Source organism: Shewanella sp. K8, from assembly GCF_028823715.1.
In the GTDB taxonomy this organism is placed as follows: domain Bacteria; phylum Pseudomonadota; class Gammaproteobacteria; order Enterobacterales; family Shewanellaceae; genus Shewanella; species Shewanella algae.
This window is the reverse complement of record NZ_JAPEHY010000037.1, coordinates 1-26,411: the sequence shown is the minus strand read 5'-3', so window position 1 is coordinate 26,411 and position 26,411 is coordinate 1. Positions and strand designations below refer to the sequence as shown.

The window sequence follows — 26,411 nt, the reverse complement described above, 5'->3', positions numbered from 1 at the left end:
TCTACGTCGATTTTGTGCACTAAGCACGACTCAGGGAAAACTGCTTGAAAAAAATTTAGACATCTGGATGTCTGTTTGCTAGCTTGATATCAAACTTAAAACTGCATTACTCGTCATCAAGGAGCGCGAGATGAAACTGGAATCCCTGGCGTTGCACCATGGTTATGAATCGGAAGCCACCACCAAGTCGGCGGCGGTGCCCATCTATCAGACGACGTCCTATACTTTCGACGATACTCAACACGGCGCCGATCTGTTTGACCTCAAGGTGCCCGGCAATATTTACAGTCGCATCATGAACCCCACCAACGCCGTGCTCGAAGCCAGAATGGCGGCCATCGAAGGCGGCATTGGCGCGCTGGCGCTGGCCTCTGGAATGGCGGCCATCACTTATGCGCTGCAGGCGCTGACGGAAGTGGGCGACAACATAGTCAGCAGCAGCCAGCTCTACGGCGGCACCTATAACCTGTTCGCCCATACTCTGCCGCGCCAGGGGGTTGAGGTGCGCATGGCGTCGTTCGATGACTTCGATACCCTGGAGTCGCTTATTGATGAACGCACCAAGGCGGTATTTTGTGAATCCATAGGCAACCCCGCCGGCAATATTGTCGATATCGCGCGTCTGGCAGAAATTGCCCACAAACATGGTGTGCCCTTGGTGGTGGATAACACTGTGGCGACCCCTGTGCTGTGCCGCCCCTTCGAACATGGCGCCGATATCGTCGTCCACTCGCTCACCAAGTATGTCGGTGGCCACGGCACCACAGTGGGCGGGGTGATCATCGATTCGGGCAAGTTTGACTGGGTCGCCAATAAACACAGATTTGCGGTGCTCAATCAGCCGGACCCCTCCTACCATGGGGTGGTGTATACCGAAGCCTTCGGCGCGGCGGCTTATATCGGCCGTTGCCGGGTGGTGCCTCTGCGTAATACCGGCGCGGCTCTATCACCACACAGCGCCTTTTTACTGCTGCAGGGGCTGGAGACCTTGAGCCTGAGGATGGAGCGCCACTGCAGTAATGCCGAGGCGCTGGCAAGTTACCTGCAGTCCCACCCGCTGGTTAACTGGGTCAATTATGGCGCCCTGGCAGACAGCCCTTATAAGGCCAATTGCGACAAAATCACCTCGGGTAAGGCGTCCGGCATTATCAGCTTTGGTATCAAGGGGGGCAAAGAGGCCGGCGGGCGCTTTATCGATGCGCTGCAGATGATCTTGCGTCTGGTGAATATAGGCGATGCCAAGTCACTGGCCTGTCACCCTGCCACCACGACCCACAGGCAGCTCAACGCCGAGGAGTTGGCTCGCGCCGGGGTGAGTGAAGATCTGCTCCGGATCTCTGTGGGAATTGAGCATATAGACGACATCATCAGCGATGTGGCCCAGGCGCTGGAAGCCTCCCAGGCTTGATGACATCATCAAAAAGCCCCGTCAAGCGGGGCTAATACTTATCTGGCGTCCAGCTCGGACTTCAATGCACGTATTTCAGCCTCTTTGGCGCTGATCTTGGCGGCTGTTTTAGCCTCTTCCTCGGCCAGTTCTCGCTGATATTTGGCGACCTTATCGACTTTGCCCTTGCGCTCGGCCTCGGCGATATCGGCCTTCAGTTCGGCGCGCTCTTCGGCCAGCTCTTCACGTAACTCGCGAATATCATCCTGCTTGTCACGGATCTTGTTTGCCAATTCATCGCGTGAATCTTGCTGTTTTTTGATTTCACCGGCCTCAGTGCAGTGGGCACGGACTTCGGCCAGCGCCGTTTCCAGCCCCCGTACTCTGTGGCTGTTGTTATGCTCTTTGGCATAAGAGATCTGCTTTTCGATTTCGGCTTCTTTTTTGGCGCAATGACCACCGGCCAGGGCGGGGAGCGAAAACAGAGCCAGGGAAAATAGGGCTATGTGGGTCAGTTTCATAAATCACCAAGGATGGAGTAAGAGGCCGCCATTCTAGCAAAACCTTCAATCTATAGCTGTCAGACCTATCCCAAAGGCGCCCGCAGGCGCCTTTGAGTTGGTTTATTGTGACAGCCGGGCTCTGGACTTCTGGTAGAAGTAAGCCACCCCGAGCAGCAAGGCACCAATCAGCATAAAGACGATGATCTTTTGCAGCAGATCGGCGGCGGCCATATCCAGCAGCAATACCTTGAGGCAACTGATGGCAAACAGACCTGCGGCCAGTTTGAGCATAATCTGGCAGCCGGGACGCAGGCTGAGGAACATCAGCCAGCAGCCGTGGGACACCATGAGCACTGTGCTTAAGGTGGCATCGAATCCGGTTGGCATCTGGTAGGCCAGTGGCAGATAGGCCAGCAGCAACAGGGCATGCCAGGCGATAAACACCATATTGGTCGGCAACTGCTGACGATAGCGTCTCATGGCCAATGGCCGTTTACGGATAAACAGCGCCAGCAAGGCCAGGTTGCAAGCTTGTGCCAGCGCCATCAGCCAAGGTTCAGAGGGTCGGGTCAGGACATCGAGCTGCAAATATTGCAGGCTGTCGAGCCAGGTAATCCAGGGCAGCAGCAAGGCGATAAAGAAGCTGGCAAAGGCAAAGGGGTAACCCGGGCGCAGGGCCTTGAGCGGTTTGCGGCTGAGCAGGATAAAAAAGTAGCCGCTTAGCACCACACTGCTAAGTGCCAGAGTGTGGCTGAACAAGACCTCCAGGCTGTGGCTGACCACCGCCAGCAGCAGGGCGCCATAGAAGGGTGACAACTGCCAGCCGAGTCGGCAGGGGCCTTGCCAGAGCCTTGGCAAGGATGGATAGCGCCACAGCAGCAGACCGGAATAGATACTGCCCAGCAGCAGTGCGATAAGTCCAGGCCATTGTCCTGCAAGGCAAGCAAAAGCGGTTTGGGCTATAGCCAGCACCAGCAGTACATCCGTTTCGCGTTTCAGTATCGGCTGCCTGAACTTGCGGGCCAATACTAAGCTGACAAAGCAGGATAACCACAAGGCCGGGGCCAGCCAATCTTCAAAGCGAAGGGCGATTTTGGGCAGCCACAGCAGTGGCAAGAGCACCAGGCAGGCCAGGCGAGTGTACCAGGCCAAACGCCTAAGTTCGCCCTTGGGATGGAAGCGCCGGTATGCATACCAGGCCAGTAACAGACAGAGGAACAGCTCTACCCTGGCGATTTGCGCATACAGCGGCTGAGCGCGGAAACTCAGGCTATGCACATCCACGGCGGCGAAGATGACCTGAGCCGCCAGCGGTAACAACAAGGCCCAGGCCAAGGCCTCGCTGACCCTGAGTTGTTGCCTGCGTGCGAGTAGCAGCAAGGTCAGACTCAATCCGGGAATTATCACCAGGAAGTAGCTTTCACTTATCAGCCAGGCGCTAACCAGGGCTAAAGACACCAGCAGCACGTTGGCAAGCTCGCGTCCCAGCTGCAGCAGTTGTTGCTCCCAGCGGCTGAGCTCGGGCTGTTTGCCCAGCAGTTGGTTAAAGCCAAATAGCGTAAGCGTGCTTAGCCCCCAAGCCAGCAGCGGCAGTGACAAGAGCGCCGGCGCTTCATTGATCATATCGCCAAGGGCCAACAGGTTGATGACCAGTCCAAGAGCCAGCAGGGTGATGGCCTCGATTCGCAGCGAGGCTTGCTGCTCTCGGCAACCTAGCCACATCAACAGCAAGGCTTCGAGCAGTAACACCAGCCCCAGCAGCTCACCACTGAGCAGGCTGAGCGCGGCAAAACCGAGACAGGCACCGGTCGCCAGCCACAATAGCGTCTGCAGCTGTTTGTCTTGTTTAAGCCAGAGCGACAGGCCGATAAGCACGGCGGCGTTGGCCAGTAGCAGCTCGCCGGCATGGGGGCTGAACTGACTCAGGCTATAGACCAAAAAGGCCAGCAATGCCGCCGGCAGAGCCAGCAGTCTGTGGCTGAGGCCTTCCCGGCCAAACAGCCAAAGGCTGCCAAGGCCATAACCATAGAAGAGGCCATGCAGGGAGATGAGCGCCAGAACTCCCATTATCCCTTGCCCTTGCAGCGGCAGCTCGACAAAGAAACTCAGGCTCTCGATACAGGCGATGTGCAGTATGGCTGTCGTTTCCAGCAGCACAGGCCAACGTATCTTGTGACTCAAGAGTAAAGAGCAGCCACCAATCAGCAGCAGGAAGGGTAGATACATCAAAGGCGCCTGACTGCCGGAAAGCAGCATCAGTGGTGCGAGGGAGCCACCCAGCAAGGCGACTATGCTGATGACTCTGGCTTCCAGTTTCAGCGCCAGACTGTAACCGGCCACAGTGATAAGCAACAGCAGCAGATAGCTGACGCCATCCGGCACCAGCTCGAAGTAGGGACCGACAAAATAGGCACACAGATAGTTGATAATCAGCCCAAGGCCCACTAGACCCGAGCCGAAATCGGCCATCGCTCGTTGCCGTTTGCGGATAAAGGCCCCCAAGGCCAGAATGCCATTGGCACAGACAAAGCCGGTCAAGGCCTTTCCTGTGTCCGACAGCCAGTGGTTCATGGAATACTGCAGCAGATAACCAAAGCCCAGGGTCATGGCGATGATCCCGGCCAGGGTCATCATAAATACCGGGCCCTGACCTTTGGCTTGATAGTGCTGATAAAAATCTTTGGCTTGTGCGAAGAGTCCCAGCAGGGGGCTCAGCATAGCGGCAAAAAAAGCGGCCACAGCCTGATCAAACTTACGCCCCCAGTTGGGAGTCTGCTGCCCTCGACCCTCTTGTGTTTGGGGCGATACTCTTTGGGCGGCGGAGGATTTCGAATCAGTGGGTCTCGAAGCGAAGGGTTTCGCTGCGGAGGATTCAGAAGCGGTTTGCGCTTTGGCTGCAACTGGCGTTGCAGCCATCTCTGCCCTTGCCGGCTTGGTGTGCTCGATAGGCTGAATATCGGCCCTGCGCTGCCAGGCGTCCTGGCGCTGGGTCTGTGACTCGGAGGATAAGTCGGCTACTGGCTCGGCCTGAGGCTCATTGGGCCCAGGTATTGCTGACGGCTCGGCAACCTTGGGCGCCAAAGGCTGAGCTTGCTCTTCGGCAAGCTGATTGACGGCCGCAAACAGCGCCTCGATTCTTTGTTCTATCGCGTCGAGGCGGATATCTGTCCTGATTTCCAGGTTAGTCTCTTTGAGTTTGAGATCTTCAAGCTCGCGCCTGAGATGTTGGAGTTCTTCCGTTAACTGCATGCTGCTTTCCTGATGCTAATCGCATTTGCGTAGGCTGCGGGCATTTTAAACGCGCGGCTCTGTCCTGACCAGCGATCGGCTCAGGTTTTGGGAAATTTCCGCTATCCATTTATTGTATTTGTCATGGGAAGATGAGAGAAAACTGAACAGCAGGCAGAGGCCTCTCGCGTCTTGCCGGTGGCATAGGTACAATGAGCGGCATGCAAACTCGCCCAACGTGGGGCGAGCGGACTCACTGCAGAAGGATGGCCTTAATGCACGTACATATTCTGGGGATCTGTGGCACTTTTATGGGGGGCTTGGCGCTGCTGGCTCGCGCCATGGGACATAAGGTCACCGGCTCCGATGCCAATGTTTACCCACCCATGAGTACCCAGCTTGAGCAGCAGGGGATAGACCTTATTCAGGGGTTTGACCCGTCACAGCTGGATCCCGAGCCGGATCTCGTGGTGATAGGCAATGCCATGAGCCGCGGCAACCCCTGTGTGGAAGCCGTACTCAACCGCGGCCTGAAATACACCTCGGGTCCGCAGTTTCTGCATGACCATATATTGCCCGAACGTTGGGTATTGGCCGTTTCCGGTACCCATGGCAAAACCTCTACCGCCAGCATGTTGGCCTGGATCCTCGAAGCCTGCGGCTATCAACCTGGCTTTTTGATTGGTGGGGTGCCACAGAATTTCGGCATTTCGGCCAGGTTGGGCGAGTCGCCCTTCTTTGTGGTCGAGGCCGACGAATATGACAGCGCTTTCTTCGACAAGCGCTCCAAGTTTGTGCATTACCAGCCAAGAACCTTGGTGATCAACAACCTGGAGTTCGACCATGCCGACATCTTCGACGATCTCAAGGCGATACAGAAGCAGTTTCACCATCTGCTCAGAATCGTGCCGGGGGATGGCCGGGTGATCTGGCCGCAAGACAGTCAGGCGGTTGCCGGCGTGATAGCCAAGGGCTGCTGGAGTGAGCAGGAAACCTTGGGCCATGAAGCGGGCCAGCGGGACTGGAGCGCCAGGATGTTGGCAGACGATGGTCACGAATTTGAGCTATTTTTCCGCGGTAAATCCCAGGGCGTTTTGAGCTGGGGCCTGATTGGGCGTCACAACATAGACAACGCCACTATGGCGATAGCCGCGGCGCGTCATGTCGGGGTCTTGCCGGTAGATGCGCTCAAGGCGCTGGCAGACTTTACCCCGCCCAAGCGCCGTCTCGAGTTGCTGGGCAGCGTAGACGGGGTCAGCGTTTATGACGACTTTGCCCATCACCCAACGGCAATCGCCACTACTCTTCAGGGGATGCGCGCCAAGGTGGGCCAGGGCAAAATCACTGTCGTGCTCGAGCCCCGCTCCAACACCATGAAGCAAGGGGTGCATAAAGACACACTGGCCAACTCTATGGCCCTGGCCGATGAGGCCGTGTTGTATCAGGCGGATAATATCGATTGGGATATTGCCGCGGCCATGCAGGCGGCGCCGCTGCCGGTGCAGGTTTTGCACGACATAGATGAGATAGTGGCCAAGGTCAGTGGTGAAGCCAAGCCCGGCGATACCGTGCTGATCATGAGCAATGGCGGCTTTGGCGGTCTGCATCAAAAGTTGCTCCAGGCCCTTAAAGCCAGAAGTGGCGAGGTCAAAGCGTGAAATATCAGCAGATTAAGAGTATCAGCCTCGCCTGGACCGGCGCCTCCGGGGCGCCCTATGGGCTGAGGCTGCTGGAGTGCTTGCTCAAGGCCGAGTTTCGGGTTTTTCTGATGGTGTCCAGCGCCGCTCGGGTGGTGCTGGCAACGGAACATGGGCTCAAACTCAGCAGCGCACCGGACAAGGCCACAGAGCAGCTCAGAAAACTGTTTCCCGAAGGCGGTGAGCTGAGGGTGCTCGGCAAGGATGAGTGGTTCTCTCCGCCGGCGTCCGGCTCGGCGGCGCCAAAGCAGATGGTGATCTGTCCCTGCTCAACCGGCACTTTGGCCGCGGTGGCCACCGGCATGAGTAACAGCCTGCTGGAGCGAGCCGCCGATGTGGTGCTCAAGGAGCGCGGTCAGTTGTTGTTGGTGCCCAGAGAGACACCTTTCAACGCCATTCATCTCGAACATATGTTGAAACTCAGCCAACTGGGCGCCATCATAATGCCGGCCGCCCCCGGCTTTTATCATCATCCCAAATCCATTGAAGATCTGATAGACTTCATGGTCGCCCGGATCCTGGATCATCTGGGTGTCGAACATGCATTAACGGATCGCTGGGGTTATGACAAGCCCAAAGACAGTGAGATCGACAATTGAGAGTGATATGAAACACACCACCGAAGTGATGATCTCGGCAGAAGAGATCAACCAGAAACTGGATGAATTAGCCGAGCGCATCAATGCGCATTATGCCAATGCCGACAAGTTGCTGATGGTCGGCCTGCTCAAGGGCTCAGTGGTCTTTATGGCCGATCTCTGCCGTCGGATTAAGGGCCATGTAGAGATCGACTTTATGTCTGTTTCCAGCTATGGCAATGCCATGACCAGCTCCAGAGACGTGAAGATACTCAAAGATGTTCAGTCGGAAATCGCCGATCGTGATGTGTTGATCGTCGAAGATCTGATTGACTCGGGCAACACGCTCAACAAGGTACGCGAAATGCTGCTGCTGCGTGAGCCAAAGAGCCTGACTCTCTGTACTCTGCTGGACAAGCCGGACCGCCGCGAAGTAGACGTACCGGTAGACTTTGTCGGTTTTACTATTCCTGATGAATTCGTGGTCGGTTATGGTATCGACTACGCCGAGCAGTACCGCAACCTGCCTTATATCGCCAAGGTGATCCCGCAGGAGTAAGCAAGCTGTGATTTCGGCTTTGTTTGTATAGTAAGACGGACTCCCGCCACGGCGGGAGTCTTGCTTTTTGCGTCCCGGGCCGCTGCCGATACCCCAGGTATTGGAGGCTCTTTAGGAGAAACATCTATGACGACCAAAGCTCTGGCGTTGGAGCTGGACAATCTTAAGAAGACCTATAAGGGCGGTGTCGAAGCCGTCAAAGGGATTAGCCTGAATGTGGCTCAGGGCGACTTTTTTGCCTTGCTCGGCCCCAACGGTGCCGGTAAGTCCACCACTATCGGCATCATAAGCTCGTTGGTGCACAAGAGTGGCGGCAGTGTGCGGGTCTTTGGCCATGATCTGGATAAAGAACTGGAGCAGGCCAAATTGTGTATCGGCTTGGTGCCGCAGGAATTCAACTTCAACCAGTTCGAGACAGTGCTGCAAATCGTGGTTAACCAGGCCGGTTATTACGGTGTGCCCAGAGCCGAAGCCCACAAGCGGGCCGAGAAATACCTCAGGCAACTGGATCTCTGGGACAAGCGCAACAGCCAATCCCGGCAGCTTTCCGGCGGCATGAAGCGGCGTTTGATGATAGCCAGGGCACTGATGCACGAGCCCAAACTTTTGATCCTCGATGAGCCCACCGCCGGGGTGGATATAGAACTGCGGCGCTCCATGTGGGAGTTTCTCAAAAAAATCAACGCTGAAGGCGTCACCATTATACTGACAACCCACTATCTGGAAGAAGCGGAAATGCTCTGCCGCAACATAGGCATTATCGATAAGGGCGTGCTGGTGGAGTGCACCAGTATGAAATCCCTGCTGTCGAAACTGGATATGGAAACCTTTGTGTTGGATATCAAGCAGCCGCTTGTTGAGGTGCCCAAGCTTGGCGATATTACAGTCAGGCTTACCGATCCTGCGACCCTGGAAGTGGACTTGGTGAAGTCCCACAGCCTGAACGCCGTCTTCGGTTTACTGAGCGAGCAGGGGGTTGAGGTGCTATCCATGCGTAACAAGGCCAATCGATTGGAGGAGTTGTTTGTGAAACTGGTTGAAAATGCCCAAGGAGGCAAGGCATGAGAGGTCTGTATCTGGTTGCCTTCAAGAGTATTTTAATCAAGGAAATTACCCGTTTTACCCGCATTTGGGTACAGACACTGGTACCGCCGGCGATCACCATGACACTGTATTTCCTGATCTTCGGTAATCTGGTGGGCAGTCGCATCGGTGAGATGGGCGGGGTGTCCTATATGGAGTTTATCGCCCCGGGCCTTATCATGATGTCGGTGATTACCAACTCCTATTCCAATGTGGCATCTTCCTTTTTCAGCGCCAAGTTCCAACGTAACCTGGAAGAGCTGATAGTGGCGCCCGTGCCCCACTATGTGATGATAGCCGGCTATGTCGGTGGCGGTGTCGCCCGTGGATTGCTGGTGGGCCTGATAGTGACCCTGGTGGCCATGTTCTTTGTCGATCTCAGTGTGCAGCACTTGGGATTGGTGATAGTCACAGTGTTTCTGACCTCAGTGCTGTTTGCCCTTGGCGGCCTTATCAATGCCGTGTTTGCCAAGAGCTTCGACGACATCAGCATCATCCCCACCTTTGTGTTGACGCCGCTGACCTATCTTGGCGGGGTGTTTTACTCGCTGTCGCTGTTGCCTGACTTTTGGCGTGGCGTATCGGCGCTGAACCCTGTGGTGTATATGATCAACGTGTTCCGCTACGGTTTCCTGGGATTTGCCGATATGAGCGTGCCGCTGTCCATTGGTGTGATGTTGGGGTTCTGTGCGGGTCTGTGGTTGCTGGCTTATTACCTGATCTCCCGTGGGATAGGGCTGCGCAGCTGATTCAGGGCTGAGCCTCGGTTTTTTGCTGCAGCAACTGTCTGTGTTGCTGCAGCTTGGCTATCTTGTCATCATTGACGCGTTTGAGCTCATCAAAATGGGCGTTTATCTTGCCGCGTTGCTTAACAAAAGCGGGGTCTTCCCGCTCCAGTTTCTGCCAATAGCGTTGCCGCTCCTGCTTTTGTAGCTCGCTGGCCCGCAATATTTCCAGATAGCTGTTTTCCTGCTGCAGCCGATAGACTTCGGCTTCCAGTCGCTGCAATAGCTTGTTTTCTGGCAGGCTGTCGTTCTCCAAAAGGGATTGCAGCGGATCAACTCTTTCTCCCTCGGCCGTTTCCGTGGTCACGCCATACTGATATTCAATCTTGTGCTGTTTGAAGGCTTGCGGGCAGGGAAGCTGGCTGAATACTACCTTGTCCTCTTTGATACATTTATAGACGGTACCTGCCTGAACTTGCGAAGCGAGCAGCAGTGCAGCAAAGAGCCAGAGTCTGGGCTGTCCGGGCAACATTGGGGCGGGAATCCTTTCGTTACATATCTAAAACAAGTGTAACCAATATGACTCAAACCTTTATTGAAGACCAGTTTTTGACTAAGGAAATTTTTTTGGCGACCTGGAAAAAGGTCTTCGGAAGAAAGAGGGGGGAATATTTCCCCCTCCCTAAAGAAAGGATATCAGCGTGACAGCGTCATATTGTCTATGAGGCGAGCCTTGCCAAGATAAGCGGCGGCCAGGATCACCAGCGACTTGTCATCGCTGCTCACAGGTTTGAGGCTTGAAGCCTCACGCACTTCCAGATAGTCGGGCTCAAGCCCGGCGGCGCGCAGGAACTCCTTGGCATTGCTGATGGCCTGGTCGATATCCTGCCCCAGTACAATCGCCTCGGCCAGTTTATCCATGCTTACCTTGAGCTTGGGCGCCAGTGCTTTTTCGGCTTCGGTGAGATAACCATTGCGCGAACTCAGTGCCAGGCCGGAATCCTCGCGAACGGTTTCTACCCCTATGACCTCGATGGGCAGCGACAGGTCGGCCACCATGGTCTTGATCACCAGAAGCTGCTGGTAGTCCTTACGGCCAAACAGGGCTATGTCAGGCTGAACTATATTGAACAGTTTGCAGACTATGGTCGCGACCCCGCGAAAGTGCCCTGGACGGCTGGCGCCGCAAAGCTCATCGGAGATCCCGGGGACTTCCACAAAGGTCTGGGCATCCAGCCCTTTGGGGTAGATAAGCTCGGGTGTTGGGGTAAACAGCAGCTCGCAGCCGGCTTCGGTCAGTTTCTGTTGATCGGCGCCCAGGGTGCGGGGGTAAGCATCGAGATCCTCATTCTTGCCAAACTGCAGTGGATTGACAAAAATCGAGGCCACCACGTGATCGGCGCGGCGCGCGGCTTCGAGGATTAAACTCACATGTCCTTGGTGCAGATTGCCCATGGTAGGGACAAAGGCTACGGTTTCCCCTTTTTGGCGCCATTCCCGTACCCGGGCACGGATCTCATTTATCTTGGCTGTGGTCAGCATAATCTGGCGAATCCCCGGCTCAGTTAAAGGTGTGCTCTTCTGCGGGGAATTGTCCCTGCTGAACTTCGTCGATATAGGCCTTCACGGCCTCACGGATTTCACCTGTCTGCTTAAGGTAGTTCTTGGAAAAGCGCGGGATATAGCCGCTGGATATCCCGAGTACATCGTGCATCACCAGAATTTGGCCATCAGTATCCTTGCCGGCCCCTATGCCGATCACTGGAATTTGCAGCGCTTCGGTTATCTGTTGTGCCAGCGAAGCCGGTACGCACTCGAGTACCAACAACTGGGCCCCGGCACCTTCCAGCGCCTTGGCCTCATCCAGGATCCGCTGGGCGTTGTCGGCATCGCGGCCCTGTACCTTGAAACCACCGAACACGTGCACCGATTGTGGCGTCAGTCCCAGGTGGGCGCAGACAGGAATGCCGCGCTCGGTCAACATGGAAACCGTTTCCAGCAACCATTGGCCACCTTCAATCTTGACCATGTTGGCACCGGCCTGCATCAGCTTGGTAGCATTGGTCATCGCCTGCTCGGGAGTGGCATAACTCATGAAGGGCAGATCGGCCATCAACAAACTGCGGCTGATGCCGCGGCGAACGCAACGGGTGTGATAGGCCATCTCCTCGACACTGACCGGCAAGGTATCATCGTGACCTTGCAGAACCATTCCCAATGAGTCTCCTACCAGCAGGACGTCTACACCTTCGCTGTCAAAAGCGGCGGCAAAACTGGCGTCATAAGCGGTCAGAGCGGTAAACTTTCTACCTTCCTGCTTGAATTTACGCAGGGTAGCTGTGGTGATTTTAGACATAATGCTCTTCTTATTAACCGAGTGAAGTGGTGTTATATGCCATGCGGCTTTGGACTGCAACGATCCGGCTCAGGTTCTCAGCCTGAGGGGTGGATCAGTTGCAGCGATTGGCGCATGGCATTGGTGATCAGCGTGGCTATGCCGGTGCCGCAGGGCAACACCAGCGAAGGATTGAGCTCTTCCAGTGGAATGAGGACAAACTCGCGGCTCTTGATGCCGTAGTGGGGCACTGTGAGCCTTGGGGTCTGTATCTGCTTATCGCCGTAGAGCAACAGGTCCAGATCCAGAGTTCTGGGGCCCCAGCGCACCAGGCGTTGTCGCCCTTGCTGCAACTCGATTTCCTGCAAGGCGTCAAGGAGTTCCAGCGGCGCTAGCTCGGTCTCGAAATAGGCCACCGCGTTGACATAGTCCGGCTGGGGAACATCGCCCATGGGAACCGAACGATAGTAGGATGAAACGCGAAAGCTGTTTTGCCGCGCCAGCTGTTGCAGCGCCAGGCAAGCACTGTCAAGCTGGCGCTCGGGAGAGTCCAGGTTGGCGCCCAGCGCCACATAGACTCCGGTCATCTTACTCGGCCGCCTGTGGTTTTTCGCTTGGGCGACGAGGCTTGCGGCGCCGGCGTTGATTGGCGTTACGGTTGCGGCTGCCGTTGGACTTACTGCCGCTGCGCACCAGTTGTTGCTTCTGTTCGTCATCAGACTCGACAAACTGTTGCCACCAACTGGCCTGCTTGGCCAGATTGCCGCCTTCGGCATTGGCTCTGAGTAGCAAGAGATCGTAGGCGGCGCGGAACTTGGGATGTTCCATCAGTTTAAAGGCGCGGCCCCCTTGAGAGCGTTCAAAGCGTATCTGTAACTGCCAGATATCCCGCGCCGGAGTGCTGAAGCGGCGGGGAATGCTTACCGAACGGCACTGCTGTTCGAGCACATCGCCCATGGCGGCAAAGAAGGCATCATAGGGGCTGAGACCGCTCTCCAAGGCGATATCCTGGGCGCGGTTTTGCAGCGGATACCAAAGGAGTGCGGCATAGAAGAAGGCCGGAGTCACAGGCTTGTCTTCACCAACGCGCACATCTGTGTTGTGCATCATTTCGCTCAGCAGTCTGGCGGCCGGGCCCTTGGGGTCGTCCCGCAGCAGGCTTTCCACCAGAGGGAAAATGGGCGCAAACAGTTGATATTCGCGCATCATCTGATAGTTGTTCAGCGCCTTACCGGCGAAGAACAGCTTGAGCACTTCTTCATACATACGCGCAGCCGGAATATCTTTCAGCAGCGGAGCCAAACTCTTGATCGGGGCCGCAGTGCGTTTTTCGATGGACATCCCAAGCTTGGTGGCAAAGCGCACGGCCCGCAGCATACGCACCGGGTCTTCCCGATAACGGGTCTCGGGATCGCCAATCAGTCGCAGGGTTCTGGCCTTAAGATCATGAATACCGCCGCCATAGCTGCGAATGGAGTAGTCGGCAATATTGTAATAGAGGGCGTTGACGGTAAAGTCGCGGCGCTCGGCGTCTTCATCTATGTCGCCATAAACATTATCGCGCAGCAGTCGTCCGGCTGAATTGACCTTGGAAATCTTCTCTTCGCTGTTGCCGTGGTGGCCGCGGAAGGTAGCCACTTCAATAACATCCCGGCCAAAGACGATATGGGCCAGGCGGAAACGACGGCCAACCAGGCGGCAGTTGCGAAACAGCTTCTTGATCTCTTCCGGAGTGGCATTGGTGACCACGTCAAAGTCTTTCGGCTCCAGTCCCAGCAGCAGATCGCGTACGCCGCCACCAACCAGATAGGCGTGAAAGCCAGACTTATGCAGGCGGTACAAAACCTTGAGCGCATTCTCGCTAATCTGTCTGCGGGAAATGCTGTGGCCATCGCGCGGGATAACCTCCAGGCTCAAACCTGTGTCTGTGTTGTCTTCTTGTTGAGCCTTGGCTGTCTGACCATCGTCAAACAACTGCTTACAAAACTGACTGATACGGCGAAAAATGGGACACCTCGGAACGTTAACGCAAAATAAGGGTTAAAAACTGGCGGCTATGATATACCAAATAGCAGGCGATGAGTATATCAGCGGCCGATGAGGATCTCTGTCTGCTTGGGAATGCTGTCTGGATCAAACTGAGCCACCGCCTGGGCCAACATCTGAGTCACATCGGCTTGGGGGGTGACAGCCGCCTGGCCGAGAAACTCGAGTGCCGCCAGCAGCGCCGGTTGTGGATGGCGTTTATCCACCGGCGTGGCATGGTTTTGCTTGGAAAGCTTGAGCCCTGCCTGGGTGCTGGCAAGTGGCAGATGAAAAAAGCTCGGTTCCTGAAACCCGAATTGGCGAAACAGGCTTATCTGTCGGCAACTGGCCTCCAAGAGGTCGGCGCCGCGGACTATCTCAGTGATGCCCTGAAAGGCGTCGTCCAGTACCACCGCCAGTTGATAGGCGTACAGGCCATCGCTGCGCTTGATAATAAAGTCTTCTGCGGCGAAGGCTGGGTCGACACAGACTTCCCCCAGATGACCATCGATAAACCGGGCAACCGCCAGTTGGTTGTGAATGCGAATGGCACCTTGCTTGAGTTGCAACTCCCGGCAGCGGCCGTCGTAAACACCACCTCTTTGCTGGATCTGCTTGCGGGTGCACTGACAGTAGTAGGCCTGATTGGATCTCAATAAGGCATCAATATGTTGCTGATAGTCTTGCAGACGCCGGCTCTGGTACAGCACTTCGCCATCCCAGTGCAGGCCGAAGGCTTCCAGAGTACGCATTATGTCATCGGCTGCGCCGCGGACTTCTCTCGGGGGGTCGATATCTTCTATTCGCAGCAACCACTGCCCTTGCTTTGAGCGGGCGCGTAGATAACTGCCGAGGGCGGCAACAAGAGAGCCGAAATGCAAAGAGCCTGAAGGCGAGGGGGCGAAACGGCCTATGTAGGAAGTGTTGTTCATCAAGGGCTGAGTGACAAAAAAACGCGGGGCCAGTGTAACACTTGGCCCCGCGCTGCGGCAGATTAGATTAACCTGCCATCTGTTTTTCTTTGATCTCTGCCAGCGTTTTGCAGTCGATACACAGATCGGCTGTCGGTCTGGCTTCCAGACGACGGATGCCGATTTCGACGCCGCAGGATTCGCAGAAACCGAAGTCATCTTCTTCAATTTTCTGCAGTGTCTTTTCGATCTTCTTGATCAGCTTACGTTCGCGGTCGCGGGCGCGCAGTTCGAGGCTGAACTCTTCTTCCTGGGCGGCACGGTCAACCGGATCCGGGAAGTTTGCAGCTTCATCCTGCATATGGGTAAGAGTGCGATCCACCTCTTGACGCAACTGATTCCTCCATGCTTCAAGAATGGTCTTGAAGTGGCTCAGTTGTTGTGAGTTCATGTACTCCTCACCGGGTTTTTCCTGGTAAGGGTCTACACCAGCGATAGCGAGTACACCAAGTTTTTTAGTGCCTTCAGGCATAACGCATCTCCTGTTTCCATTTGCGTCGTAGGGCATTCTTATGAACGGCCGCTATCTATATCAGAATCTCTCTACCTAGGCAAATATTTCGATTTACTTATTGCTAATTATTTGAATATGTCTGCTAAACCCGATTAAATCAACTTTTTATCACTTTTTGGGGCTTGTCTGACGAACAAATTCGAGCCTTGATTCCACCCTGAAGCCTTTAGGTGAAAGGCTTGTGGCATAGGCCAGTATTTCGACCCCGGCATCTATGGCTTCGTTCAATAAGTCGGCATATTTTGAATCTATATGGTGGGCCGCTGATACGGTTTTTATCCCTGTATGTTGCACTAAAAACACCAATACCCCACGTTGGCCACTTTTGACCACTGACATCAGTTCCCGCAAGTGTTTTTGACCACGGCTGGTGACGGCATCGGGAAAGTAACCATGACCCTCTTCCAAGAGTGTGGTGTTCTTCACTTCGATATAGCAATCAGCCTCTGCCCCTTCGCTGAGAAAGATATCGATACGGCTGTTTTCATCACCGTACTTCACTTCCCGCTTGAGGTTTTGGTACCCCTGCAGTTCCCTGATGACACCCGTTTGGATCCCTTCCTCTACCAGGGCATTGGCCCGCCCTGTGTTGACTCCAATCAGGTCGCCGTCAGGGGTTTGCATCAGCTCCCAGGTGTGGGCGTATTTACGCTTGGGATTGTCCGAACAGGAGAACCAAACCCGCTCGCCTGGGAACTGGCAGTTCTTCATTGAACCCGTATTGGGGCAGTGCAGGGTAATCTCAGTGCCATCATCCAGCCTGACATCGGCCAGAAAGCGTTTATACCTTTGGAGCAGGATGCCGGATTGCAGTGGCGGGATAAACTCCATCCCCATCTCCCTGAAGTTGTTGAAAACCCCAAAGCCTAGCAGGCTTTACAGTTGGCAACAATTCTCATTCGGCGCGGGGCTTCAAGTGCCGGGCTGGAATGCAGTACACTGGGACCAATTGTGGCGCGAAGGCGCTCACTGCATAAAGAAGAAGGAATCGAAATGAGTCAATCCATGAAGATAGTGCTGACCCATGAGGCCCCTGCGGCCCATTGGGGCAAGGCCGATGTAACCTACAATGCTGAGCAGGCTCAGATCCACCTGCAGGGAAACGATGCTCTGCGGCAAATCCAGATGGCTGCCCGCAAGCTGCGTAACCAGGGAATCAATCAGGTTTCTTTGGTGGGAGAGGGTTGGGACCTCAACAGTCAGTGGGCCTTTGCTCAGGGCTTTGTCACTGCCAAAGGCGGACATGAGATCCAGTGGGCCGGTGATGAGGCGCTCAAGGGTGCGCTGACCAGCAGGGCTTACAGCGCATCGTTTGCCCGCAGTCTTATCAATGAAACTCCGGAAAACCTGCCTCCACTGAAACTGGCGCAGCAGGCGGCCAATTGGCTGGCCGAACTCGGCGGTGACAAGGTCAGCTACCGGATAGTTGAAGGGGAAGCCTTGTTGCAGGAGCAGTGGATAGGCATTCATGCGGTTGGCCGCGGCAGCGAAAGGCCACCTGCATTGCTGGAACTGGACTTCAACCCTCTGGGTGAAGATGCTCCCGTGTCCGTCGCGCTGGTAGGTAAGGGGATCACCTTTGACTCAGGCGGTTACAGCATCAAGGCTTCCGAAGGCATGCTGGGCATGAAGGCGGATATGGGCGGTGCGGCAACTGTTACTGCGGCGCTGGGGCTGGCGATTCAGAACGGTCTCGACAAGCGGGTCAAACTCTACCTCTGCTGCGCCGAGAACCTGATCAGTGGTCGTGCCTATAAGCTGGGAGACATACTGACCTACAAGAACGGCACCACGGTTGAAGTGGTCAATACCGATGCCGAGGGACGCCTGGTGCTGGCCGATGGTCTGCAGGCCGCCTGCGCCAGCGGTGCGACTCGGGTTATCGATGCCGCCACCCTGACCGGCGCCGCTGTGATGGCCGTTGGCCGCAACTATAACGCCATCTTCTCCCCCAGCCAGCCACTGCTGGCGTTGACGCAGCAAAAGGCGGCTCTAGTGGCCGAAAATGTTTGGCCTTTGCCGCTGGAGCCTTGGCATAAAGAGATGTGCCCTTCTGCCTATGCCGATACCGCCAACAGCCGCCCTGTAAAAGGTGGCGGCGCCGGTGGTGCTTCCAATGCCGCCGGTTTCCTGTGGCGTTTTGTCAATGAAGGTGTGGATTGGCTGCATATCGATCTGGCCGCCGCATTTGAAGACAACGCTTCGGCCCTTTGGGCTGCAGGCGCCACGACTCATGGTATGTTGACCATAGCCGAACTGCTGGCGGACTAAGTCATAGGGAATTAACGCCCAAACCAAGCCGCCCACTGGGCGGCTTTTTAATGCCGGTGTATCGCTATTTTTCAACAAAGGGAAGTGCAGGATGAAGTTACGCAAGGCAAGAAAGGAAGACGCACAAACTGCCTGGGATATCCGTAATCTGGCTATTCAGGCCGGTTGCCAGGGGTTTTACACAAAGGCAGAGCTCAGAATTTGGACCCAAGGCGAGATGCCCTCTGTCTTTATCACCATGGTGGAGAGAGACTTTTATCTAATCGAACATCAGGGAAAAATACTGGCGACCGGCATGCTGGATAACGACCGAATTGAAGCACTGTTCGTGCATCCACAAGCCATGGGCCAAGGGCTCGGGCGTGACTTGCTCGCTCATCTCGAGTCTTTGGCGCGTGAAAGAGGCGTGACTGCGCTGACGCTGGAGTCTACCCTCAATGCCGCCGACTTCTATCGTAGCTGTGGCTTTTGCGGTGAGGGGATAAGCCAATATCACTCCCCAAGAGGCATAGTGCTCGACTGCGTGGTGATGCACAAGGCGCTTAAGTGATTCAGTCGCTTAACGGCCAACTGGCCAATATCCGGTACTCGACGCCGGTTGGAGTACTCAAAGACTCGTAGAGTTGCAGCTCGCTTGGCGTTAAATCGAGCGTTGGAATATGTTCGAGTTTCGGTAGGTTGCCAGCCCTTCGCATCAAGGTGATATGGGGACGGTAATCATATTCGCTGCTATGCAGCCCAAGGTCGTCCGCCAGTTGTTGCGCCGTCCCGGCAAGCGCCATTAACGCCGGATCCTCGGCTGTGCCGGCCAGGCAGAGTATTTTCGGCCCGGGCCAGAAACAGAGATGCTCGAGCCGCACCCGAAAGCGTTTCAAGGGCAAGCCGGGAATGGCAGCGAGTAAATTCCCGAGCTGTTCTGCCGTCACCTGGCCGAGAAACGCCAGGGTAAGGTGCAGATTGGCCTCAGTCACTTTCTTGAGACCGGGGGCTGACGGTTCATCAGCTTGTTCACATGCTTGCTGCAACGTCAGTAAGCTCGCTCTTTCTGCCGTGGTTGGCGTGAATCCCAGAAATAGCCTTTTAGGCGTAATTGAGCTCATTTTTCGTTCCCGGTTAAGACCTTGGCCTATACTGTGACTTGTACCATTGTACACAGGAGTCGATTCACTCGGTGAGAATGAAAAGCAATGGTATCGGATGGATTCTTCGGATCAAAAAACAGTCGTAAGGAAATGACCCCATTATGCCCGCGAGTCTTGCCAACCAATTACAACATGCTCTGGTGGATGTCTTCAGCGATTCTCCGCTGATCACCCTGGAGCAGAATGTTGATCGCGCCCTGGAGATCATCACCCGACAACTGGATTGTGACGGGGTGTTTGTGCTGGCGGCCGGTAAGACACCGGGGCGACTCAAGACCCGCAATCTCTACCTCAAACCCCAATTCAAGACTCAGCAAGCTTCCCGGGAATGGGGGCTGGGGAACATGCCTTTTTTTCGCAATCTGTTACGCCACCCCAAACTCTTGACCTTGGACAGTATTGAAGAGCTTCCCAAGGAAGCTCAGGAAGAGAAACGCTTCTTACGCCAGTGGCAGGTACGCAGCCTGTTGGTGCTGCCGCCACTGCATCTGGGAGATACCCATATCGCCGTTGGCGCCCTGCAATGCGGCGGCGAAAAGCGCTGGCAGGAAGATTTTATCAATGAACTCAGCCATGCTGCCGCCATGATAGGTTCGGCAATGGAGCTGACCCGCATCGCCTTGGCGCTGCTGGCCAGTGAGCGCAAGTATCAGGAGCTATTTCAACAGTTACCCCTGGCTTGCGGGCAGTTGGACAGCAGCAACCAACTGACCATGATGAACCGGATAGCCAAGCAAACGCTGGTGGCCAGTGACAGCAAGGATCTGCTGGCGTTGGTGCGTGAGGATGACAAGGGGATTTTGCTCGATACCCTGGCCGTGGTACGCGATGGGGTATTGAATCAGGCCTGGTGTGAGGTTGGTTTTCTGCATGGACAGGAGCTCTCTTGGCAAAAACTCAGTTTCAGCCGCAGTAAGGCTGATAAGCGTACCTTGGTGTTGATGGCCGAAGATGTCAGTGAACGCCACAGACTGGCCAGCGAGCTGTCATTTCACGCCAATTATGATGCGCTGACCGGCCTGCCCAACCGGGTGCATTTCGAAGCCCTGCTGGCCAAAGTGCTCGGCGAGGAACAGGCGCCGCCTGTGTGTATTGCCTTTGTGGATCTGGACCAGTTTCGGGTGATCAACAATGTCAGCGGTCATATCGCGGGTGACAGGCTCTTGTGTCAGGTGGCGCAGCGGCTCAAGCAGCTGGTGCGCAAGGGGGATGTGGTGGCCAGGCTCGGCGGCGATGAGTTCGGGATCCTGATGCATTTTTGCAACCCAGAGTCGGCTAAACATATCGCCGAGCGTATCTGTCAGCAGCTGTTCAATCACGAATTCAACTGGGAAAACCGCAAACACGGGGTCTCGGCCAGCATAGGCATAGCCCAGTTGGATCCGGCAGCCCAGGACATTTATACCGTCATGGGCCAGGCCGATGCCGCCTGCCGCCTGGCCAAGGAGCAGGGGCGCAACGGCTGGTTACTCTACGACAGCAGCGATCCCCGCCTCAAGCGGCTCTACAGCGAAATGACCGCCTCTGTCGATGTCCTCGGGGCTCTTGCCAATGACAGATTTGAGCTCTATTTCCAGGAGATCCGCCCGCTGGAGGCTACAGATAGCGGCATGCATCTGGAGATCTTGCTGCGTATGTATCAGGAGGAGGGAGAGATGTTGTCTCCGGCGATATTTCTGCCAGCGGCCGAGCGTTATAACCTGGCATCCAGGGTGGATCGCTGGGTGATAGATCATCTGCTGCTCTGGGGCAATAGGCATCTTGAGTTGTGGCAATCCCTGTCTTTGGTGTCGCTGAACCTTTCGGCGTCCTCGCTCGAGGATGAGGAGTTTATGGACTGGCTTGAGATGCGCCTGCTGGCCGAACCCGAATTGGTCGATAAGCTGTGTATCGAAATCACCGAAACTTCGGTTCTCAGCCAGCTCGAGCAGGCCCACAGGTTGATTGAGCTGCTTAAACCCCTGGGTTGTAAGCTGGCGATGGATGACTTTGGTGCCGGCTTTTCCTCTTTTGCTTACCTTAAACAGTTGGCGGTGGATTATGTGAAGATTGACGGCCAGTTTGTGCTCAATCTCTGTGAAGACAAGGCGGATCAGGCGATTATTGCCGCCATGTGCCAGTTGGGAAGGCAGATGGAGTTTCAAACTATTGCCGAGTTTGTGGAAACCGAGGCCATAGTGGCGAAACTGCAGGAGCTGGGGGTGGATTATGCTCAGGGCTACGCCATAGGCAAGCCCAGGCCCTTACTTGAGCTGAGTGAGTCCAACCGCAGTTGTGCCAATGCTTATTGATTCATACAGGCTGGCACAGACTGACATCAGGATACCTGGTGTAGTTTGCAGGACATGCTCAGGGCCTTCCTGTTAGCCACGGCGGCTGAAACTGGTTACACTGAGCGCCTGTTTTTGTAAGCCATGCCCTGAATCTTGAACGACTTACCCATTCAATCCCTGTTGCCTCAACTGCGCCAAACCTTGGCCACTTGTCGGCAAGTTATCCTCGAGGCGCCTACCGGAGCCGGTAAATCCACCGCGCTGCCCTTGGCACTGCTCGACTGGCCGGAAATCGACGGCAAGATCCTCATGTTGGAGCCCCGGCGGGTTGCAGCGCGGGCCATCGCCGGCTTTTTGGCGCGCCAAAGAGGGCAGGCACTGGGGCAAGAGGTGGGGTTCAGGGTTCGTGGTGAGAGTCAGGTCAGCGGCAACACCCGACTCGAGATCATCACCGAGGGGGTACTGACCCGCATGATCCAGCAGGACCCTGAGCTCAAGGGCGTTGCCATGATCATTTTCGATGAGATCCATGAGCGCCATCTGAGCACAGATCTCGGTCTGGCGCTGGCACTGGAAGTGCAGGCCTCATTGCGGGACGATTTACACTTGCTGGCCATGTCGGCAACGCTCGAAGGCTTGCCGTTACAAACCTTGATGCCGGATGCCAAGCTGCTTGTCAGTGAGGGCCGCAGCTACCCTGTGACTATCGCCTACAGCGCCGCTTCGGCGCAGAGGCGCAGCGGTTCGGGTTCCGGCTCTGGCATGGCACCTTGGCTTGAACATATTGGGCGGCAGTTGCTGGCGCTGCTGGATCCTCAGCAGGCCAGTGCTTTGGGGGTTAGCGAAGCGCAGCAACAGGGCTCGATACTCGCCTTCCTGCCGGGACAGGGGGAAATTCAGCGCCTCAAGCACTATCTGCAATCCAGAGTTGCAGCCAATGTGCGCATTTGTCCTCTCTACGGCTCATTGAGTGCAAAAGAGCAGGATGCGGCGATTGCCCCGGCCAATGCCGGTGAGCGTAAGCTGGTACTGTCCACCAACCTGGCGGAATCCAGTCTGACCATAGAGGGGATTACTCTGGTGGTGGACAGTGGTTACAAGCGCCAGGCCAGTTTCAACCCCCGCAGCGGCGTGACCCGTTTGGGACTCAAGCGTATCAGCCAGGCATCGGCCACTCAAAGAGCCGGGCGGGCTGGGCGCACCAGTGCGGGTTTTTGCTTAAGGCTTTGGGGCCAGGAGGTGCACGGCCGCTTGCCGCAGGCGGATGAACCGGAAATCTTGCATGCCGACTTGCTCTCCATGGCCCTGGATGCGGCCTGCTGGGGTGTGCGCAGCCTCAGTGACTTGCCTTTACTGACACTACCGGCCAGAGCCAATGAGGCGGTGGCCTGGCAGCTGTTACAGTCGCTGCAATTGGTTGACCCGCAACGTAAGCTTACCGCCCATGGCCGCGCGGCCTATGCACTGGGGGCGCAGCCACGGTTGGCGCACATGCTGCTCCGGGCGCAAAGCCTGGGGCAGGCGCGCGGCGACCCCGAACTAGCCGGTCTGGCTTGTCTGCTGGCTGCCTTATTGGAGGCCAGAAGCCTTGCGGGCAACGGCGCCGACATCATGGATAAACTTTCTCAGGCCACTCAAGGCCTTGAAGCCAGACAAGTCGGCAACTGGCTCAGACGCTTAGGGCTTAATGGCAAGGCGGCGGATTTTCTGAAATTGGCGAATCGTGCCGATTGCGCCCTGTTGTTGGCGTTGGCATTTCCTGACAGGATAGCCAAGGCAAGAGGCGTCGAGGGTTACCAGTTGGCCAATGGCAGCGGCGTGGTGCTCGATGCCGGTGACAGCCTCAGCGGCTGCGAGTTTCTGGTGGTGGCCGATTACCAGGAGACCGAGGGCCGCAGCGCCGGCCGCATCTATCTGGCGGCCGAATTACCGACGGGATTGCTGGAAAATGAGCTGGCCTTTCTCTGTACCTGGCAACAGCAGGCGGGCTGGGATGAGTCCAAGGGACGTTTCTTTGCCGAGCGCCAACTGCGTCTGGGGGAGATAGTACTCAAGCGGGAGTCCGAGAAAGAGGCGGATCCCAAGCTGAGGGCTCAGGCGATTATGGCGCTGCTGCGCAGTAAAGGCTTGGCGCTGCTCAATATGGATGAGGATGTCAGGCAGCTCCAGTTCAGGCTGGCACTGGCAAGATCCAAAGACCCTAGCCTATTTCCGGACAGCAGCGATCCGGCGCTGCTGGATTCTCTCGAAGAGTGGTTAGAGCCGTTTTTGAGCGATATCAAGCAGCTAAAGGGATTAATGGCATTGGATATCAAGCAGCTGCTGTTCAATCGCCTCGAGTGGCAGGCGCAGCAGACACTGAATGAATGGCTGCCGAGTCATTGGAAAATGGCCACGGGCACCCGGGCACCGATCCGCTATGATGCCGGCGGCAGGGCGCTGCTGAGTGTGCGTCTGCAGGAAGCGCTGGGCATGGCCGAAAGCCCGCGGCTGCTGCAAGGGGAACTGACCGTAACCATGGAACTCTTGTCTCCGGCGCAGCGCCCTTTGGCGCTGACGGCCGATCTGGCCAGTTTTTGGCAAGGGCCCTATGTCGAAGTGAAAAAAGAGATGCGTGGGCGCTACCCTAAACACCTGTGGCCCGACGATCCGGCCAATACTTTGCCGACTAAATTCACCAAGAAAAAGACCTTGAATATCCAGCAGTAAATTTTGGGATAAGCATGACCACCAAGAAAAGTACCACGAAAAAAAGTATCAGAAAAACCAGCAGCAAGAGCAAACCGGCGCAGCAAAGCCCTGGGTTGTGGCGCAGGTTATGGTCGATAACCTGGAAGCTGGCCCTTATTCTGGTAGCGGCGTTGACTATCTATTGTATCTACCTGGATCAGATCATCGCCCGTAAGTTTGAAGGGCAGAAGTGGCACCTGCCGGCGCAGGTGTTCAGTCGCTCCATGGCACTCTATCCCGGGGCGGCGGTGAGCCATGCCCAGCTGATGGCCGAACTTAAGCTGCTGGGCTATCGCAAGGTGGCCAATCCGCGCCAGGTGGGGGAGTTTTCTGCCTCCAGTACCCGAATCGAGCTGTGGCGCCGCCCCTTCCTGCATCCTGAGGGTAGCCAGGCAGAGCAGCGGGTGATGATAAGTTTCGACTCCAACGGCGTCACTTCAGTGGCGCGTATGAGCGACAAACGCCAACTGGCGGTGTTTCATCTCGAACCTGTACTGCTGGACAGGATCATCGCCGGCGATGGTGAGGACAGGCTGTTTGTACCAACCGAACAGATCCCCGAAAACATAGTCGAAGCGCTTATTCTGGTGGAAGACCGCAGCTTCTATGAACACCACGGGGTGAACCCCTTTGCCATCGCCCGTGCCCTGCTGGTCAATATCAGTGCCGGTCGCACGGTACAGGGCGGCTCGACCCTGACCCAGCAGCTGGCGAAGAACTTCTTCCTCTCCAGCGAGCGCTCCTTGATCCGTAAGGCCAGAGAGGCCCTGATGGCGCTGATTATCGATTTTCGTTACAGCAAGGATGAAATCCTCGAGGCCTATCTCAATGAGGTCTACATGGGACAGGACAAATCCAGAGCCGTGCATGGCATGGGGCTGGCATCGCAATTCTATTTTGGCCGCCCCGTAGGAGAGCTGACCCTGGCGCAGCAAGCCTTCCTGGTCGCCGCTATCAAGGGGCCATCTTACTACAACCCCTGGCGCTATCCTGACAGGGCTCAGGAGCGGCGCGATCTGGTGCTCCGGCTGTTGATGGAAGGCAGCAAAATTTCTGTTGACCAATACAAGGCGGCAGCAGAGTCGCCGCTGGGATTAAGGCGCTCGGACAAACCTGTGCACCAGAAACTGCCGGCCTTCTTTGCCGTGGTCAAACAGGAACTCAAGGATCGCTACGGTGCGGCGCTGCTGAAGCAGTCCGGCGTCAAGGTCTATACCACCTTGGACCCCATGGCACAGGAAGCCGCCGAAAACGCCGTTGAGCGAACCCTGAAGGAGCTTGGCAAGAAAGATAAAGAGTTGCAGGTAGGCATGGTGGTGACCGACAAGTACAGCGCCGGTATCGCCGCCATGGTGGGCGACAAGGTACCTGGCTACGAGGGTTTCAACCGGGCGGTGGAAATTCGCCGTCCCATAGGTTCACTGGTCAAGCCCTTTGTTTATGCCACGGCGCTGGCTCAGGGCAGCAAGTTCAATCTCGCCAGCCCCCTCAAAGATGAGGCCATTACCCTCAAGAATGAGCAGGGCAAGACCTGGTCGCCACAGAATGTGGATCGCAAGTTCCGTGGCCAGGTGCCACTGTTGACGGCGTTCAAGAAATCGATGAATGTGCCGACCGTTAATTTGGGGATGAATGTCGGCGTCGATGCCGTGGCCGCGACGCTAAAAGAGGCCGGCTGGAATGAAGCTGTATCGGCTTATCCTTCCATGTTGCTCGGCGCCGTGAACGGTTCCCCCTTGATGGTGGCGCAGGTATATCAGACCCTGGCGGACGGTGGCCGTTATCGTCAGCTCAATGCGGTGACTGCCGTGCTGGACAGCGACAACCAGCCCCTGCCTGTGGCCAGTATGCCACGCCATGAGGCGATAACGCCTGCGGCCAACTATCTGGTGCAGTACGCCATGACCAAGGTGGTGGAGTCCGGCACGGCTTCGCGTCTGGGGGCGGCCTTCCCCGGCGTGATGCTGGCGGGCAAGACGGGCACCAGCAACGACCGCCGCGACTCCTGGTTTGCCGGGTTTGACGAGCGTAACGTTGCCGCCGTTTGGGTTGGCCGCGATGACAACGGCAAGACCCAGTTCTATGGCAGCAGTGGTGCCATGACGGTTTATCAACGCTTCCTCGCCGAGCGGCCGCCACTGGGGCTGAGGTTGCCGCCGGTCAACGGCGTGGTGCAGGGCTATTTCGATCGGGATACAGGTGCAGCGAAACAAGCCGATTGCCGTAATGTGGTGGCGGTACCTGCGCTGGCCGACAGTTATCATCCGGCGCCCAACTGCGGTGAACCTCTGCCTTGGTGGAAGCGGATCCTCGGTGGTTAACCGTGTAGAGGCTAAGGAAGGTGTGAACAAGTCCCATGTGTGCTCTGCGTCGGCTTACGGGCCTGGATG

22 protein-coding genes are annotated in these 26,411 nt (G+C 56.2%); 11 read left to right on the top strand and 11 right to left on the bottom strand.

Going from position 1 to position 26,411, the window contains the following annotated elements; translation table 11 throughout:
• The first annotated feature begins 130 nt into the window (after nucleotides 1–130).
• Nucleotides 131–1,408: an O-acetylhomoserine aminocarboxypropyltransferase/cysteine synthase family protein gene (locus tag ON072_RS17490; protein ID WP_028780172.1), complete on the top strand. Its 1,278-nt coding sequence runs from the start codon at nucleotides 131–133 to the stop codon at nucleotides 1,406–1,408.
• Nucleotides 1,409–1,446: 38 nt separating this feature from the next.
• On the opposite strand, the gene ON072_RS17485 is transcribed toward ON072_RS17490, so the two are convergent.
• On the bottom strand, nucleotides 1,447–1,908 hold the full coding sequence (locus ON072_RS17485) for a DUF1090 domain-containing protein (protein WP_025010040.1): 462 nt from the start codon (nucleotides 1,906–1,908) through the stop codon (nucleotides 1,447–1,449).
• A gap of 102 nt (nucleotides 1,909–2,010) precedes the next feature.
• Nucleotides 2,011–5,139: a DUF2339 domain-containing protein gene (locus ON072_RS17480; protein WP_144380051.1), complete on the bottom strand. Its 3,129-nt coding sequence runs from the start codon at nucleotides 5,137–5,139 to the stop codon at nucleotides 2,011–2,013.
• A gap of 254 nt (nucleotides 5,140–5,393) precedes the next feature.
• On the opposite strand from ON072_RS17480, the gene mpl reads away from it, so the two are divergent.
• The 5 genes from mpl to ON072_RS17455 all read left to right on the top strand — a co-directional run bounded on the left by mpl (nucleotide 5,394) and on the right by ON072_RS17455 (nucleotide 9,784).
• Entirely contained in the window at nucleotides 5,394–6,776 is a 1,383-nt protein-coding gene (gene mpl, locus ON072_RS17475) for a UDP-N-acetylmuramate:L-alanyl-gamma-D-glutamyl-meso-diaminopimelate ligase (RefSeq protein ID WP_144380050.1), read from the top strand.
• Nucleotides 6,773–7,414, top strand: coding sequence for a flavin prenyltransferase UbiX (locus tag ON072_RS17470; protein WP_025010042.1), 642 nt, complete (start codon nucleotides 6,773–6,775; stop codon nucleotides 7,412–7,414). Before mpl ends, ON072_RS17470 begins: the two co-directional genes overlap by 4 nt.
• A 7-nt stretch (nucleotides 7,415–7,421) precedes the next feature.
• A complete protein-coding gene (hpt, locus tag ON072_RS17465) occupies nucleotides 7,422–7,952 on the top strand; it encodes a hypoxanthine phosphoribosyltransferase (RefSeq protein WP_025010043.1) in 531 nt (176 codons plus the stop codon).
• Nucleotides 7,953–8,078: 126 nt separating this feature from the next.
• Nucleotides 8,079–9,017: an ABC transporter ATP-binding protein gene (locus ON072_RS17460; protein ID WP_044733821.1), complete on the top strand. Its 939-nt coding sequence runs from the start codon at nucleotides 8,079–8,081 to the stop codon at nucleotides 9,015–9,017.
• Nucleotides 9,014–9,784, top strand: coding sequence for an ABC transporter permease (locus tag ON072_RS17455; RefSeq protein WP_025010045.1), 771 nt, complete (start codon nucleotides 9,014–9,016; stop codon nucleotides 9,782–9,784). Before ON072_RS17460 ends, ON072_RS17455 begins: the two co-directional genes overlap by 4 nt.
• A 1-nt stretch (nucleotide 9,785) precedes the next feature.
• On the opposite strand, the gene ON072_RS17450 is transcribed toward ON072_RS17455, so the two are convergent.
• From ON072_RS17450 to sfsA, 8 genes are all read right to left on the bottom strand, one after another.
• On the bottom strand, nucleotides 9,786–10,292 hold the full coding sequence (locus ON072_RS17450; protein ID WP_144380049.1) for a DUF4124 domain-containing protein: 507 nt from the start codon (nucleotides 10,290–10,292) through the stop codon (nucleotides 9,786–9,788).
• A 164-nt stretch (nucleotides 10,293–10,456) separates the two neighbouring features.
• Complete coding sequence (panC, locus tag ON072_RS17445; RefSeq protein ID WP_144380048.1) at nucleotides 10,457–11,302, bottom strand: pantoate--beta-alanine ligase; 846 nt, start codon at nucleotides 11,300–11,302, stop codon at nucleotides 10,457–10,459.
• A gap of 19 nt (nucleotides 11,303–11,321) precedes the next feature.
• Nucleotides 11,322–12,116 carry a 3-methyl-2-oxobutanoate hydroxymethyltransferase gene (panB, locus tag ON072_RS17440; protein ID WP_025010048.1) on the bottom strand — a complete coding sequence of 265 codons (795 nt, stop codon included), beginning with the start codon at nucleotides 12,114–12,116 and terminating at the stop codon, nucleotides 11,322–11,324.
• Between the two features lie 77 nt (nucleotides 12,117–12,193).
• The gene (gene folK / locus ON072_RS17435) at nucleotides 12,194–12,682 is read right to left on the bottom strand and encodes a 2-amino-4-hydroxy-6-hydroxymethyldihydropteridine diphosphokinase (RefSeq protein WP_101058258.1); all 489 of its coding nucleotides are present in this window, start codon (nucleotides 12,680–12,682) and stop codon (nucleotides 12,194–12,196) included.
• Between the two features lies 1 nt (nucleotide 12,683).
• Nucleotides 12,684–14,069 (bottom strand): polynucleotide adenylyltransferase PcnB, encoded by a 1,386-nt coding sequence (pcnB, locus tag ON072_RS17430; protein ID WP_243880917.1) that lies wholly within the window; start codon nucleotides 14,067–14,069, stop codon nucleotides 12,684–12,686.
• Between the two features lie 113 nt (nucleotides 14,070–14,182).
• On the bottom strand, nucleotides 14,183–15,052 hold the full coding sequence (gene gluQRS / locus ON072_RS17425; protein ID WP_144380047.1) for a tRNA glutamyl-Q(34) synthetase GluQRS: 870 nt from the start codon (nucleotides 15,050–15,052) through the stop codon (nucleotides 14,183–14,185).
• Between the two features lie 67 nt (nucleotides 15,053–15,119).
• Entirely contained in the window at nucleotides 15,120–15,563 is a 444-nt protein-coding gene (gene dksA, locus ON072_RS17420) for an RNA polymerase-binding protein DksA (protein WP_025010051.1), read from the bottom strand.
• Between the two features lie 150 nt (nucleotides 15,564–15,713).
• Complete coding sequence (sfsA, locus tag ON072_RS17415) at nucleotides 15,714–16,436, bottom strand: DNA/RNA nuclease SfsA (RefSeq protein WP_107006067.1); 723 nt, start codon at nucleotides 16,434–16,436, stop codon at nucleotides 15,714–15,716.
• A gap of 162 nt (nucleotides 16,437–16,598) precedes the next feature.
• On the opposite strand from sfsA, the gene pepB reads away from it, so the two are divergent.
• Together pepB and ON072_RS17405 are read left to right on the top strand one after the other, a co-directional pair.
• A complete protein-coding gene (gene pepB, locus ON072_RS17410) occupies nucleotides 16,599–17,876 on the top strand; it encodes an aminopeptidase PepB (protein WP_025886963.1) in 1,278 nt (425 codons plus the stop codon).
• A 91-nt stretch (nucleotides 17,877–17,967) separates the two neighbouring features.
• Nucleotides 17,968–18,426 carry a GNAT family N-acetyltransferase gene (locus ON072_RS17405; RefSeq protein ID WP_028780159.1) on the top strand — a complete coding sequence of 153 codons (459 nt, stop codon included), beginning with the start codon at nucleotides 17,968–17,970 and terminating at the stop codon, nucleotides 18,424–18,426.
• Nucleotide 18,427: 1 nt separating this feature from the next.
• Here ON072_RS17405 and thpR read toward each other — a convergent pair whose 3' ends face one another.
• A complete protein-coding gene (thpR, locus tag ON072_RS17400) occupies nucleotides 18,428–18,976 on the bottom strand; it encodes an RNA 2',3'-cyclic phosphodiesterase (RefSeq protein WP_071238542.1) in 549 nt (182 codons plus the stop codon).
• Nucleotides 18,977–19,119: 143 nt separating this feature from the next.
• On the opposite strand from thpR, the gene ON072_RS17395 reads away from it, so the two are divergent.
• The 3 genes from ON072_RS17395 to mrcB all read left to right on the top strand — a co-directional run bounded on the left by ON072_RS17395 (nucleotide 19,120) and on the right by mrcB (nucleotide 26,342).
• Nucleotides 19,120–21,309, top strand: a complete 2,190-nt coding sequence (locus ON072_RS17395; protein WP_274626114.1) for a putative bifunctional diguanylate cyclase/phosphodiesterase — start codon at nucleotides 19,120–19,122, stop codon at nucleotides 21,307–21,309.
• 135 nt (nucleotides 21,310–21,444) lie between these two features.
• Nucleotides 21,445–24,000 (top strand): ATP-dependent helicase HrpB, encoded by a 2,556-nt coding sequence (gene hrpB, locus ON072_RS17390; RefSeq protein WP_274626113.1) that lies wholly within the window; start codon nucleotides 21,445–21,447, stop codon nucleotides 23,998–24,000.
• A 14-nt stretch (nucleotides 24,001–24,014) separates the two neighbouring features.
• The gene (mrcB, locus tag ON072_RS17385) at nucleotides 24,015–26,342 is read left to right on the top strand and encodes a penicillin-binding protein 1B (RefSeq protein WP_261752938.1); all 2,328 of its coding nucleotides are present in this window, start codon (nucleotides 24,015–24,017) and stop codon (nucleotides 26,340–26,342) included.
• The last annotated feature ends 69 nt before the right edge of the window (nucleotides 26,343–26,411 follow it).